Genomic DNA, 13838 nt, shown 5'->3' with positions numbered 1-13838 from the left:
TTTAGTTTTTAGCAATTGCACCGTCCAGCAGCGCTTCCACGTGCCTGACTTGCTTCACAAATTCCTGGCAGGCTTTACCAGGCTCTGCCTGCTTCATGAAGTGCTCCCCAATCAAAAAGCCTTCATACCCCGCATGACGGAGCTCTGCCACCACCTGTGGGTCGCTGATGCCACTTTCGGATACCCGCGCTACGTCTTCCGGTAATTGCCCGATCAGCTCCAGGGAAGTGGCGATATCTACATTAAAGGTTGTCAAATCGCGGTTGTTGACCCCTACGGCATCAATCTCGGGCACGTACTTGGACAGCTGCCCGGCACTATGCACTTCCATCAGGATTTCCAGCCCCAGGGCTTTGGCCTGCTTCGCCAGCGCAGCCAACTGACCAGCCTCCAGGCACTCCGCAATGAGCAGCACCGCATCCGCCCCAATCGACTTGGCTTCAATCAGTTGGTACTCATCGATTACAAAGTCTTTACGTAAGATGGGGCAAAAATTGAATTTCCGGGCTTCCGTAAGGTCGGCATTCTTACCACCAAAAAACTCGCCATCTGTGAGCACGGAAAGCGCCGATGCCCCGGCCTGCATGTACCCAATCGACACCCGCTCTACGGATGCATAGGGGTTAATATCTCCCTTGGACGGAGACCGCCGCTTAAACTCAGCGATAATGCCCGATTTGTCAGGCCGGCGGAGGTACTGCTTCAGGGAGACCACCGGGGTCTCGAAGTAGATGCTTTGCTCCAGCAGTTTGACCGGGTAGCGTTCTTTGCGCTGAGCGACCTCCTGCTTTTTGTGGGCGACGATTTTATCCAGGATGTTCATATTTTCTTGTTTGTTGACCAGTTTAGGCCAGATTTAATTCATGGAAATCAATTGGTCTAAGGTACGCCGGGCCTTCCCACTTTCGATGCTTTCCCGGGCTTCCGCCATGCAATCGGACAAGCTTTGCTCCGGGCGCAGGCACTGTATAGCAAGACCGGCATTGGCTACAACGACAGCTTTTTGAGCTTCAGTGCAGGTGTCCTCAAGGACCGAACGGAAAATATGTGCCGCCTCTTCCGGCGTATCGCCTCCGTACAAGTCCTGCTGCTGCAACTGCGGCGCCTGTAAATCCTTCGGGGTGAAAATGGTGTCTGACTCATTGGTCCGCAGCCGGAAAGGGCCAGTCAGGGACACCTCATCGTACCCATCGAGTGCATAGACGATACTGTAGCGCCGACCGGTTTCCTGCATAATGTACTGATACAGTCTCGACAACTCCAGGTCGAACGTCCCAAACAACTGATGTGTAGGCTGCACCGGATTGACCAATGGGCCAAGCATATTGAAGAAGGTCTTCATACCCAACTGCTTGCGCACGGGTACAACTTCCTTCATAGCCGGGTGGAACAATGGGGCGTGCAAAAAGCAAATATTCGCCTGATCAAGCTGACGGCGCAGCGTGTCTGTGTCATTGGTAAAGGTGTAGCCCAGCTCCTGTAACACATTGGAAGACCCTACCGAAGAGGATACGCCATAGCTGCCATGCTTGGTCACCTTATAACCAGCACCAGCCACGACCACAGCCGAAGTGGTGGAGATATTGAAAGTGTTTTTCCCATCACCTCCCGTACCGACAATATCAATGGTTTCCATACCGTCCACTTCGAAGAGGACGCAAAGTTCCAGGAGCGCATCCCGGAACCCCTGCAGCTCCGCAATCGCCACCGGGCGCATTTGGAAGACCGTCATAAAACTGGCCACCTGTACATGATTGTAGCGGGCGTGGGAAATATCCAGCAGCACCTGCCGGGCTTCCCTCCGGCTAAGCCGCTCATGGTTAAAGAGACGGTTAAGAATTGCTTTCATAATCAGACAGTTACCGGTTCAGGGTTCACGCAATACTTGAAGAAGTTGGCGAGCATTTGTTTGCCCTCCGGTGTCATGATAGACTCCGGGTGGAACTGCATACCCCGGACGTTGTATTCCCGGTGGCGCATCGCCATAATTTCACCCCGGTCGTCCACCGCGGTTATTTCAAGCTCCGGCGGAAGGCTGTCCTTTTTCACCACCCAGCTGTGGTAGCGCCCGGCCTGAAACTGATCTGGCAACCCCAGGAACAGGGGCGCATCTGCAACCACTCTTGTAATCGGAGTTTCAATGCCGTGGTAGACTTCCTCAAGGTTCAGCAAATCAGCGCCAAAGGCTTCACCGATCGCCTGATGCCCAAGGCAAACGCCAAGGATGGGCTTGGTGGGGGCATAGCGTTGAATCAGCTCCGGCATGATTCCGGCTTCGGCGGGCAGGCCCGGGCCGGGAGAAAGCACGATGGCATCAAAATCGTCCACTTCTTCGAGGGAAATGGCGTCATTGCGGCGCACGGTCACCTCCTGTTCCAGCAGTTCCTGAATGTACTGCACCAGATTGAAGGTGAAAGAATCGTAATTATCGAGAACGAGTATGTTCATGGTTTAGAGTTTTTCGGCTTCGCGCAGTGCTTTGGTGAGCGCGCCCAGTTTGTTATTGACTTCCTGTAATTCTTTGGCTTCCTGACTGGCCACGACGATGCCCGCGCCGGCCTGGTAGTACAAGGTATTGTCCTTGCTCAGGAAAGAGCGGATGACGATAGCGTTGTTCATCTCTCCATTGAAATTGATGTAACCCAAGGCACCACCGTAAAAACTGCGGTTTTGATTTTCGTACTGATTGATTAGCTCAAGGGCTTTGTACTTGGGCGCACCGGAAAGCGTACCTGCCGGGAAGGTATCGCCAAAAACCTGTACCGGGTTTGTATCCGGCCCCAGTTCACCGGTCACCTTGGAGACCAGGTGGATCACATGGCTGAAGTACTGAATATCTTTGAGGGATTCCACCTTGACATTCGTAGCGTGGCGCCCCAGATCGTTGCGGGCCAGGTCGACCAGCATGATGTGCTCGGCATTTTCCTTAGGATCATCGCGCAGTTCCAGGGCATTGCGGGTATCTTCTTCCAGGTCGCCGGTACGTCGGTAGGTGCCGGCGATAGGGTTGACCACTGCCTTGCCTTTGTTTACGGACATTTGTGTCTCCGGACTGGAGCCAAAAATCCGGTAACTCCCAAAATCAGCATAGAAAAGATAGGGCGAAGGATTGATAGAACGGAGCACCCGGTACACACTGAAGTCGTCGCCGGTATACTTCTGGGAAAACTGCCGGGAGAAGACAATCTGAAAGACATCCCCGATCTGGCAGTGATGCTTTCCAATGCGCACCAGCTCCATAAATTCTTCGTCGGTGAGGTTGCTTTCTTCTTCCCCCACCCGCTGAAAATGATGGGTGGCAAACTTCTGGCTTTTGATCAGCCGGTCCACCTCATCCATACGGGAGGGCGTACCTTCCGGCAGATTTTCCAGCACATATAGCTCATCCTTAAAATGGTTGATCGCGATGATGATCTGGTAAAGATTGTAGCGGATATCCGGCAAATCGAAGCGCCGCTTTTCTGCATCAAACTTCAGGGTATCAAAATACTGCACCGCATCAAAAGCCGTGTAGCCAATCAGCCCGTTAAAGCCGGCATAGGCAGCATCCTGTTCCACCTCAAAGCGCTTGAGAAAACCCTGCATCGCTGCCGGGACAGCTAGGGTATCAGTGACCTGATGCTGCTCCGTTGTGCCGTCCGGCCAGCGCTCCGTAACCTGGAAGTTCTGCACCTGAAAGCTGCCCAGTACGCCCAGCCCCATGAAGGAGTAGCAATCCTCCTTATTGCGGAAGTCGTTGTTCTCAAGCAGTACCGGTTCTGAGAAATGATCACGCGCCTTGAGGTAAAGCGTCACCGGCGTGACCGTGTCCGCCAGGTATCGCCTGACCGTGGTTTTAATTTTGAATGTCGTGTCCGTAAGCGTTGGCATGAATGATTTCGTTATGCGGTGAAACAGAAAAGCGGCTTGCCGAGTGAATCGACAAGCCGCTTTTTATCTTGATTTAATTTTACAAGCATAGCCGTGTCACTTCACCCGGTCTCCCGAACGATTGTGCCACCACCACCAGTTATTGCTTGTAAAAGAATTCATTTCGATTGCGTTTGCGCCAAAGATAACGGCATTTGATTTAGAAAAACAAATGTGTCTGGAAAATATTTTCAATCCCTTGCAAAAGTATGACGATTTACTTCAGGGAATTGGCTGGAGGAAAACGGGTTTCACGAAAAAGAAATACATCGGGTCACCGAAACATATGGCACGGTCACACATTTATTCAGCACCTATGAGTCTTACCGTTCAAAATCGGATGAACAACCCTTTGCCTGTGGCATCAATAGTATTCAATTGCTTTATGATGAAGAGCACTGGTGGATTGTCAGTGTCTATTGGATGGGAGAAGCAGAGGAGCAGCCGATACCAGAGCACTATTTACCAGACTGATCTTCAGGTTTTTCGAAATCAACGCCGGCATACAAATCCCCGATTTTAATAGGCTTCCCGTTGATTTCGAAGTGTACTTCTTTTTCCGTGTAGACCGTTTCCAGCCACTGATTATCGCCCTGCCGCTGCATGTGGTGTACTTTAACGGTAGCCCCGTCAACGTAAAGAATGTGCTTAATACCTTCAATCTGCTTGTAACAAGGCAGCTTCTCTCCCAGGTCGCGCACCCGGGTGGAAGGTGAGAGCACTTCAAAAACCACGATGGGCGTCAAATCTGCCCGCATGCCTTTTTGGTATTCATAAAAACGGGCCGGCAGCTGAATAACAGAGCCATCCGGATTGAAAATGGCATTACCACAGGTTGGGATACAGACCGGGCGGTTGCTGTTGCCAATCCTGTATGCTTTAAAGTCAAAGAATATTTGCTGCAAATAGAAATTAAGCCGCGATGCAATTACAGCGTGGTCTTCAGATTCATAACTCATAGACGCGATGATTTCTCCACGGTAGTAGTCTGCCCGATACTCTGCTTCCTGTGCGACCGACCAATATTCTGCTTCCGATGCCGGATAGCGGAGCGGCAACGGTTTATCGGTTTTAGACAGCTCTTCATTGGTCAGTGGCATAGCAGCAATTACAGTTGACATAAACAAACAGTTGGTATCACAACAAGATAATACAATTCGTGAAGAAATGCGCACCTTTTTCCTTTCCTAACAGCATGAGCACGGCTTTATTGTAGGAGTTCCTTTTGCATTTTCCTAATTTAAAGCGCTAAATTCATCAAACCACAGAACGAAACCACCAAATTGTGGGCCAAAATGGATAAAGAAAATATAATTGCTGCCTTTCGTCCCCAAGCGCGCAAGCACCTAACCATAGAAACGGACGGACGAACCTTGACTTTAAGGGTTCGTGGGGGTGGCTTCCCCATGAAACTATTGGGCTTAGCGCTCTTGGCTGCTTTCTTAGTATGGGCGCTTCAGTTTATACTACAATTTGGGACAGGCGGAACTGCTGCAGGTATAATTCGCCTCGTTATGCTGGCGGGCCTTGCCTGGGGTATTGCCAGTGGTAGCCGAAAAATAGTGGCGTCCATGGCAAACAACGTACAGCTAACCGTTGCGCCCAACGGTATCAGGCGCCAAGAAGGGCCAATCATACTCCCGGGAAGAAATTGGGACTATTCGCGCATTGCTATTGAGGGCTTGTATGTGCAAGCGCGGTCCTATAAAAGCCATGGACGTCCAAAGTACACCTCAAGAGACCTTATCATCCGCCTCAAAAGTGGAGAAGAATACATTGTGTTTCCCAGTGCATTGCTGGTCGGAAGAGAATCAGCTCAAGACCTGGAGCAAATATTGGAGAAATACCTGGACCTGGAGCACGTACCCATTGCGGGGGAGTATGAACCAGATCCCAGCAAACGCCCTCGCCGATTTGGATAAGAACGCCGCTTCCTATGCGAGCGACCAATATTGTGATCCGATGCCGGATAGCGGAGCGGCAACGGTTTATAATGCTCATCTTTTCCCTTTCCTAACAGGATAAACACGGCTTCATTGTAGGAGTTCCCTTACCCTTTTCCTAATTTAAAGCGCTAAATTCATCAAACCACAAAACGAAACCACCAAATTATGGGCCAAAACCGCAGATCATTCATCAAAAAAGCAGGCTTAGCAGGCGCTGCGCTGGCTGGTGCCGCCAGGTCGGTGGCACAGGAAGCTCCTGTACCTTACGAAATATTAAAACCTAAACGACGCCCTGCACCGGGACAGACGCTGAATATCGCTGTGATCGGGGCAGGGGGTATGGGCACCGTGGATGTCAATACCGCACTGGAGCACGAGGGCATACGCATCGTTGCGGCCTGTGACCTCTACGACGGGCGGCTTGAAGCGGCTAAAGAGCGCTGGGGGCAGGACCTTTTCCTGACCAAGAACTACAAGGACATTCTAAAACGCAAGGACGTGGACATGGTCATCATCGGCACGCCCGACCACTGGCACAAGACCATTAGCATTGATGCGATGAAAGCGGGCAAGCACGTCTATTGTGAAAAACCGATGGTGCACAGCGTTGGGGAAGGCCAGGAGCTGATTGATGCCTGGAAAGCCTCTGGCACCGTCTTTATGGTAGGCAGTCAGGGCCTGTCCTCTCTGGGCAATGAAAAGGCCAAAGAGCTGCTGGAAGCCGGGGTAATCGGAGATATCAACTATGCCGAAGGTTTCTGGGCCCGCCACTCCCCTGCCGGTGCCTGGCAATACCCGGTGCCTGAGGATGCCAGCGAAAAGACGGTGGACTGGGCCACGTACATTTCCAATACCACGAAGCGTGGCTTTGACCCTCTGCGCTTTTTCCGCTGGCGCAACTACCGGGATTACGGCACGGGCATGTCGGGCGACCTGTTTGTACACCTGTTTTCCAGCCTCCATTTCATCACCAGTTCCCTTGGCCCGGAGCGCATCGCGGCCATGGGCGGACTGCGGTACTGGAAGGACGGCCGGGAAGTGCCGGATGTCCTGCTGGGCATGTTTAACTACCCTGACAGCGAAGCGCACCCGGGCTTCAACCTGTCCCTGCGCTGCAATTTTGTGGATGGCACAAGCGGCTCTACCTATCTTAAAATCAACGGCAGCAAAGGCTCCATGAATATCGGCTGGAACGATATCACTGTAGAGCGCAACCGCACCGTTCACAGTGATGATCCCTTCCTGGATGCCAAAGAGAAAGAAACAGGTACCCGCAGCGACCGCAAACAAATCCTGCCACCCCAAAAGATGGTCTACGAGGTGGAAAAAGGCTATAAAGGCGCCCACTACGACCACTTTGGCAACCTCTTCCGCGCCATACGCGAAGGCGGGCAGGTCGTGGAGGACCCCATCTTCGGCTTCCGGGCCTGTGCACCGGCACTTTTGTGCAACGACAGCTACTTTGAAAACCGGTTTATTGACTGGGACCCGGTGAATATGAAAGTGGTTTAAATCCAGGCCGATCGCTATTCAAAACGACTAATCAACTAAAATCAACTGTATGAAGAACCTATTTTTCTTAGCCTTAACGCTGCTCATTGTGGGGTGTGGAGGCGCTACATCTGAACAGGAACAGGCCTCAGCCGCAACTCCGGAGCCTGAAGCGCCCGCCGCTGATAACACCCTCACCGAAGCCGAAAAAGCAGAAGGCTGGATGCTCCTTTTCGATGGCCAATCCACTGAGGGCTGGCGGGGCTACAATCAGGACAGCCTTCCGCCCACCTGGTCCGTTCAGGAAGGGGTACTCATGACCACAGGTTCCGGAGGGGATATTGTATATGGCAAGCAAAACTTTGAAAACTTTGACCTTTACCTGGAGTGGAAGATCGAAAAAACCGGCAACAGCGGGATTTTCTACCATATTCTGGAAGGAGAACAGTACCATGCCATGTATGAAAATGCTCCGGAGTATCAGTTGCTCGACGATATTGGATTTGAGCAAGCGCTGCTTGACAATCAATACGTGGGGGCTGATTACGGCATGTATGTACCTAAAAAAGACAAGCCCGTTAAGGCGGCAGGCGAGTGGAACAGCAGCCGAATCCGCTTCACCCCGGAGAAAGTAACCTACTGGCTCAACGGGGCGGAAATGCTCAGTTTCGAACCCTGGTCTGCCGACTGGCAGATGCGCAAGGAGGTCGGCAAGTGGAAAGGCTATCCTGACTATGGCGTTGCCAAGTCCGGGCTAATCGGCTTGCAGGACCACGGCAGCAAGATCTGGTTTAAGAATATCAAAATCCGCCCGCTATGAGAGTATTACTTGGATTTGCCCTGTTGGGGCTTTCGCTCAGCCTTAGCGCCCAGCAGCAGCTTTTTAACGGAAAAGACCTTACCGGCTGGCAAGCCTACGGCACCGAAAAATGGTACGTCGAGGAAGGCCTGCTAATTTCTGAGAGTGGTCCGGATGAACAGTACGGCTACCTTTGCACTACTGAATTCTACGACGACTTTGTGCTTACCCTTGAATTCCTGCAGGAGGCGAACGGCAACAGCGGCGTTTTCTTCCGCTCCACGGTTGATGGCACGAAAGTACAAGGCTGGCAGGTGGAAGTAGCCCCGCCCAATAAGCATACCGGAGGCATTTACGAGTCCTACGGCAGAGGCTGGCTGATCAAGCCCAGTGCCCGGAGAGAAGCAGCACTGATGGCTGATGCCTGGAATACCATGAAAATCAAAGCCAAAGGCGACCGGGTAACTACCTGGCTTAACGGCAAACGTATGGTCAGGATAAAGGACGAAAAAATCGGGACGGGCGAAGGCGGCATTTGCCTTCAAATCCACGATGGTGGCGGCATCCGGGTCAAATGGAAAAACCTGGAGCTTAAATCACTTTAAGCACAACCCTGATTGAAAAAAGCTACTGCTTCTGAATAGCCTTTCCTGCTATGTAGTCAGGAAGGCTATTCAATTCTTAAGACCACAAAACTCAAACCCGATAGCAATACCATTGCATCTAAAAGCAACAAAATCAGCTTGGGCGTAACAAAAAAAATCACGCTATAAATTTGATTAACAGTATATTAAAACAATTTTTCATTTTTTGGCATAACACGGCATAAAAAATCAGAGTAGTATTACTCCGCTTCTGCCCCTACTTTTGACACCATCCTGATACGAAAGGATACCTCTTTCCAGATAGACCAAACCTAACCAAGCTATTCTCTGGTATAAATGCCATATACCGGGGGGATCAAGACATCTTTTATTCATTATCCATAACGCTTTGCGCCCTATGCAGGCAGGTCCTTTGTATTGCCCTGACTTACAGACGGAGCACATAGCTTAGATTTCTGTGCAAGCATTGACTTGAATTTTTTTTTCATAACCAACAAATCTCACTAAAAATGAAGCATTTTAACCACCTCAAGCGTTTAGCACTTGCCACAATCAGCTGCCTGGCATTAGTTTTTTCAGCTCAGGAAGCTCAGGCTCAGGAGGAGGAGGAGAACAAATTTAGCATGAACGTCACGCTGAACTCCGATCAGTTCTTTGGGTTTTACCCTTTCTTCTCCGGGGGCTACAGCGTTAGCGACAAGATGGACTTTACCTTTTATGGCATTCTTTGGTCCGGAGGCACTGGTGGAGGCTGGGGCAACTGGACAGAATTTGGCATGGGGGTAAGCTTTCAAGCTTCTGAGTCTATCAGCATCACTCCACAGATAGGTTTCCTTGGTGGCAACTTGCTCTCCAGTGCCACAGCCGGCCCTGGCATTATGGGCGATGGTATCGTGCCTAACCTAACCGTTGGGCTAAGCACAGAGAGCCTGGAGGGAGAGTTCTACCTGGGCTACTACGCACCACTACGTGAAGAAGGTTCCACCTTGGCCTACACGCACTACTGGCTGAACGCAGGCTACAAAGCGCTGGACTTCCTATCTTTTGGTGCGCACTGGGAACACCTCATCCTTTCCGGCGGATCCGATGTGGAGGAATCATCCGATGTCTATCAGTGGGTCGGGCCCTATCTGCAGTTCTCCAACCCCAACGGTAGTACGTGGGCACGGTTTGCCTTCGGCAGCGATGTACTGGAAGGCAATGACTCCTTTTACAAGCTTACCGTAGGCATGGGCTTCTAAATTAAATGGAGCATAGAAGAACCGGCGATGTAACTGCGCATTGCCGGTTCTCTTAATACTGCCACTCATCGAGGTACTTGATAAACAGCTTGGCCAGGTTTTCTGCATCGTCAATCGCCCGATGGTGGGTGCCAGTGAATTCAAAACCCTCTTTTTCCACGGCAGAGCGAAGCCCACGCGGTCGGCGCAGCCCGCGCATTCTTGCATATTCCTTTTTCACATTCAGGTGGTGTTCTGCCCACTCCCACTCCATTCCGTGCAGCTCGCAATCCTGTATGAGCATTTTACGGTCAAAGGCACCCCACGAACAAAGCAGATAATCCTCATCAAAAATCTCCGCCCAATCCTGAAAGTGCTCAATAACTTCCGGGAATTCATTAGACCGGTCGACATATTCCTGCTCGATAGAGGTCAGGTCCCGGCAAAAAAGGGACAGATTAGGATTGAGTACCGGCCGGATGAACTTGTTGAAAGAGCCTGTAACTTCCCCATAGCCATTGATTGAGATCGCGCCAATCTCAATAATTTCCTGAGTTTTATTGGGCGGCCGCCCTTCCCAGCAGGTTGCTTCCAAATCGTAAACGATGAAGTTCATGGGTTTTCTTTTTGTGCGTTACGTAGCAGCAGAGCTTTAAGTTCCTTTATTTCGTTGTGCAGGTCATCAACTTTGCGTTCCAGAGCATCATTATTGTCCATAGTCATTTCATCAACAAAGACAGCATTGGCAAGGGACATGCCAAAAACACCGCCCAGCAACACCACCAGCACGAAGTAGAGCCGGGTCAGCCCAATAAGGATACTCGTATTAAAAATCCCTGCCTGAGTCTGCCGCTCTGATAGACTTTGGGCGATCGTGGCCGGAATTTCATTCCATCCTTCCACGGTAAACATCTGGAAAATAGAATAAGATGCAATAAGGGGGTCTCCAAAATACTGCGGAGCAACATCTGCAAAAAAATGGCAGGTGAATATGGCTAGCAACAGATTGAGGAACAATAAAGCCAGCAGCACAAAGAGCGAGGCCTGCAGCGCCCGCCCCAAACCGGTAATCACTTTACTCAAATGCGGCACGAAACGAATAAAACGAATCAGGCGAATCAGGCGGAACAAGCGCAAAATGATCAGCAGCGAGGTATCGGGTACAGGTATGACCTGCACTAGCAAAGAAGGCAGGCTGCCCAGGACAATGATCAGGTCGAAACGGTTCCAGGGGTCAGCAAAATAATAGCGTGGTTTGAGCGTGTAAAGCTTAACGGCTGCTTCCAGAAGAAAAAAGAGGATGAAGACATGATCGATCAGCTCCAGCCATTCATTGTGCCTCCAGCCCGGAAAATACAGCATAAATATGAGCACTGCATTGACCAGGATTGCAGCCATCATATTGCGTTCCGAAAGAAAAAATCGTTTGATCATAGGGGTTAAACCATTTCAAGGTCAAATTGCTTCCACTGCACCTTTTCTTCCAGCCCGTAGCCGGTGAGGCGGTTGTGATAAAAATACAACACCTTGAAACTTTCACTAATGATTTGCCCTTTTTTATTGAAGCGCAATGGTTTGGCTATGTGATAGGTCCCCAATCGGCTGATGCCGTCTTTTATGAGCTGATCCACATCATACATCACTTGTTCCGACAGCTTTACCTCTCCGGCTTCTGCCATATCAATGAGGCGTTGCCGTAGCTGCCCCACCACTTCCCGCATCGTCGCCATTGGAAAGACATAATCATCTGCCGGCAGGCGCAGGATACCGTAAAGATCGAGGCGGCTGTTTTTATTTTTCACAATCTGGAAGGCAGCAAAGGCCACCAGATGGCTGCTCAGCACGATATTATCCTTAAAATAGCGCTCTACAATTCGCTCTCCCAGCCGCTTGGTGTACTCGGATTCCCGTTGGAGGTTCTTAGTGACCTTGCCAGCGGTATAAAAATACTCTTCCAGGTTGATTTCATTACCATACTGATCAAAGCTGTGGCCATCGGCATCTACGTAGTTGCCCAGCACGTCCATAGGCTGACCGAAGGAGAGCGTAATATCATTTTCCTGAGAAAAGAACTGCCAGATAAATTTAGTGAGCTTGCGGAAGCTGTAAAACTCATCCCGGCTTTGCATGTAGCGCTCCTTGCCCATCCGCTTAAGGTGCTGATCAATCAGGAACTGCCCCTCCAACACAAAGTGATAGCCCAGAATAAGCGGACAGATAAAAACCTTCTCCTGCCGGCCTTCCTCATAGATAGCCCGTTGAGCTTCCACTGCAGTGCTCATCAGGCCCAGCTTCAGTTTAGTCTCCAGGGCACCGGAACGTGAGCGTGTGCCTCCCGGGAAGAAAAGACTGTTGACCCCTCGCTGAATGGAAAGTTTGGACATACCTTTGAGTACTTCCAGATAGATCGGGTTTTTCTTACGCCGGTCCACACGGTAAGCACCGAGGCGGTTCATAAAGTAAGCCGTATAACCTGTATTATAAAGGTTGAGTCCTGCTCCGTAGGAAAAGGAGGGCAACCCAACAAAGGAGTCCAGTGCATACCCAATCAGTATAGAATCGAGGTTGCTGAAGTGAGTGGGGACGATCACCACCGTGCCTTTTTTCATCAAGGCCCGGATGGTCTCTACATGCCCCCTGACCAGAAGCCGGTCCTGAAGCCGGTGCTTACTGCCCCAAAAACGCCGCCAGTTACGGCTGGCAGCGGTGTTGAGCAAACGGGTAAAAAACAAGGTCAAAAACCGCCGGGCAAAGAGGAAAGTGCCTTTTTGGAAAGTACCAACGATTTCTTCAGAGTACCGGTGGACGATTTTCCGGAGCAACTCTTCATTGGTCCGGCGCGCTTCTTCTTCGCTGCGGTCCAGCGACTGCCCCATAAGTTGATTGCGAATTTTACGCCAAAACTGACGCTCATTCGGCGGGTCCACTTTCCAGGGCTCCTCTTTCATACGGATGCGCTCCAGGTAAATGGTCTTAGATAAGATATCCGTAAGCTTAGGGGTGGGCTGCCGCATAAAGCGGTCTGTGATGAACTGATCGATGTCCGCAATAAAATTGCGCCGGTCCTGGCTCAGTTTATAGATTGGCCAGTCCTCAATATCCGGTATCACATGCTCATAGCCTGTTTGCTGTTCTTTCTTTTTCATTGGCTTCTACGTTCGGGCTCCCCGGTTGCTACAGGTCCTCGTGATGTTCAAAATACTGCTTATTGACCTGATCAATGTATGCTAGCAGCTCCTCCCGGCCGAGCCCCGTGTTGGAAGAGGTGATGAATTCAGGAGGCAGCGATTCCCAGTGCTGCAGGATAGCCTTACGGATTTGCGCCAGGTTGTCCTCCAGCTCCTGCGGCTTGAGGCGGTCTGCTTTAGTATATACGATCGCAAAAGGTATCTGCTCCTCTCCCAATTCATTCATAAAATCGAGGTCAATCTCCTGAGGGGGCACATTACTATCAATAAGCACAAAGGCCGATTGCAGGGTATACCTGGTTTTGAGGTACGTCCGGATCATTCGCTGCCACTCCGCCCGCTTTTTCTTGGAAATTTTGGCGTACCCGTACCCCGGCAGATCAACCAGGTACCATAACCCGTCAACCAAAAAATAATTGAGGAGTTGGGTTTTGCCCGGCGTGCGGGAAATACGGGCAATGCTCTTCCGTTTGCAAATCATATTGACTAACGAAGACTTGCCTACGTTTGAGCGGCCGATAAACGCATATTCCGGCTTACCGTCACGCGGGCACTGCGATTCTTTTGCGAAGCTTCCGGCAAATGCCGTCTGTTTGATTTCCATAGGAAAAATCTGATTTTATCCAAGACAGCAATTATAGCCTAAATTTGTGGTTAATAAAAATACGAACGCAACCCCG

At 50.7% G+C, this 13838-nt stretch carries 14 protein-coding genes; 5 read left to right on the top strand and 9 right to left on the bottom strand.

From position 1 onward, the window contains the following. Position 1: 1 nt before the first annotated feature. From trpC to ACO08I_RS01140, 5 genes are all read right to left on the bottom strand, one after another. Entirely contained in the window at positions 2 to 823 is an 822-nt protein-coding gene (trpC, locus tag ACO08I_RS01160; protein ID WP_282780829.1) for an indole-3-glycerol phosphate synthase TrpC, read from the bottom strand. Between the two features lie 33 nt (positions 824 to 856). Further along, positions 857 to 1849: an anthranilate phosphoribosyltransferase gene (trpD, locus tag ACO08I_RS01155; protein ID WP_421948215.1), complete on the bottom strand. Its 993-nt coding sequence runs from the start codon at positions 1847 to 1849 to the stop codon at positions 857 to 859. Positions 1850 to 1851: 2 nt separating this feature from the next. Further along, entirely contained in the window at positions 1852 to 2448 is a 597-nt protein-coding gene (locus ACO08I_RS01150; RefSeq protein ID WP_282780834.1) for an anthranilate synthase component II, read from the bottom strand. A gap of 3 nt (positions 2449 to 2451) precedes the next feature. After that, positions 2452 to 3870: an anthranilate synthase component I family protein gene (locus ACO08I_RS01145; RefSeq protein ID WP_421948214.1), complete on the bottom strand. Its 1419-nt coding sequence runs from the start codon at positions 3868 to 3870 to the stop codon at positions 2452 to 2454. Between the two features lie 497 nt (positions 3871 to 4367). Further along, the gene (locus ACO08I_RS01140) at positions 4368 to 5030 is read right to left on the bottom strand and encodes a Uma2 family endonuclease (protein WP_421948213.1); all 663 of its coding nucleotides are present in this window, start codon (positions 5028 to 5030) and stop codon (positions 4368 to 4370) included. Between the two features lie 450 nt (positions 5031 to 5480). Here ACO08I_RS01140 and ACO08I_RS01135 point away from each other — a divergent pair, with 450 nt between their 5' ends. The 5 genes from ACO08I_RS01135 to ACO08I_RS01115 all read left to right on the top strand — a co-directional run bounded on the left by ACO08I_RS01135 (position 5481) and on the right by ACO08I_RS01115 (position 9991). After that, positions 5481 to 5831, top strand: a complete 351-nt coding sequence (locus tag ACO08I_RS01135; RefSeq protein ID WP_282780840.1) for a hypothetical protein — start codon at positions 5481 to 5483, stop codon at positions 5829 to 5831. A 189-nt stretch (positions 5832 to 6020) separates the two neighbouring features. After that, the gene (locus ACO08I_RS01130; protein WP_421948212.1) at positions 6021 to 7367 is read left to right on the top strand and encodes a Gfo/Idh/MocA family protein; all 1347 of its coding nucleotides are present in this window, start codon (positions 6021 to 6023) and stop codon (positions 7365 to 7367) included. 49 nt (positions 7368 to 7416) lie between these two features. Then, positions 7417 to 8166, top strand: coding sequence for a 3-keto-disaccharide hydrolase (locus tag ACO08I_RS01125; RefSeq protein ID WP_282780844.1), 750 nt, complete (start codon positions 7417 to 7419; stop codon positions 8164 to 8166). Further along, complete coding sequence (locus ACO08I_RS01120; protein WP_282780846.1) at positions 8163 to 8750, top strand: 3-keto-disaccharide hydrolase; 588 nt, start codon at positions 8163 to 8165, stop codon at positions 8748 to 8750. The genes ACO08I_RS01125 and ACO08I_RS01120 overlap by 4 nt, the downstream gene beginning before the upstream one ends. A gap of 509 nt (positions 8751 to 9259) precedes the next feature. Beyond that, positions 9260 to 9991, top strand: a complete 732-nt coding sequence (locus ACO08I_RS01115; RefSeq protein WP_282780849.1) for a DUF6733 family protein — start codon at positions 9260 to 9262, stop codon at positions 9989 to 9991. Positions 9992 to 10043: 52 nt separating this feature from the next. On the opposite strand, the gene ACO08I_RS01110 is transcribed toward ACO08I_RS01115, so the two are convergent. From ACO08I_RS01110 to yihA, 4 genes are read right to left on the bottom strand one after another with little or no spacing between them, the layout of a single operon-like run. After that, positions 10044 to 10586 carry a 3'-5' exonuclease gene (locus tag ACO08I_RS01110; RefSeq protein WP_282780851.1) on the bottom strand — a complete coding sequence of 181 codons (543 nt, stop codon included), beginning with the start codon at positions 10584 to 10586 and terminating at the stop codon, positions 10044 to 10046. After that, on the bottom strand, positions 10583 to 11404 hold the full coding sequence (locus ACO08I_RS01105; RefSeq protein WP_044226080.1) for an ion transporter: 822 nt from the start codon (positions 11402 to 11404) through the stop codon (positions 10583 to 10585). Before ACO08I_RS01105 ends, ACO08I_RS01110 begins: the two co-directional genes overlap by 4 nt. Before the next feature lie 5 nt (positions 11405 to 11409). Next, positions 11410 to 13116 (bottom strand): 1-acyl-sn-glycerol-3-phosphate acyltransferase, encoded by a 1707-nt coding sequence (locus tag ACO08I_RS01100; protein ID WP_044226077.1) that lies wholly within the window; start codon positions 13114 to 13116, stop codon positions 11410 to 11412. Between the two features lie 28 nt (positions 13117 to 13144). After that, positions 13145 to 13762, bottom strand: a complete 618-nt coding sequence (gene yihA, locus ACO08I_RS01095) for a ribosome biogenesis GTP-binding protein YihA/YsxC (RefSeq protein WP_044226074.1) — start codon at positions 13760 to 13762, stop codon at positions 13145 to 13147. Positions 13763 to 13838 lie beyond the last annotated feature (76 nt).

Source organism: Phaeodactylibacter xiamenensis, from assembly GCF_965229835.1.
Taxonomy (GTDB): domain Bacteria; phylum Bacteroidota; class Bacteroidia; order Chitinophagales; family Saprospiraceae; genus Phaeodactylibacter; species Phaeodactylibacter xiamenensis.
The sequence above is the reverse complement of the archived record's forward strand: the minus strand, read 5'-3'. Positions and strand labels throughout refer to the sequence as shown.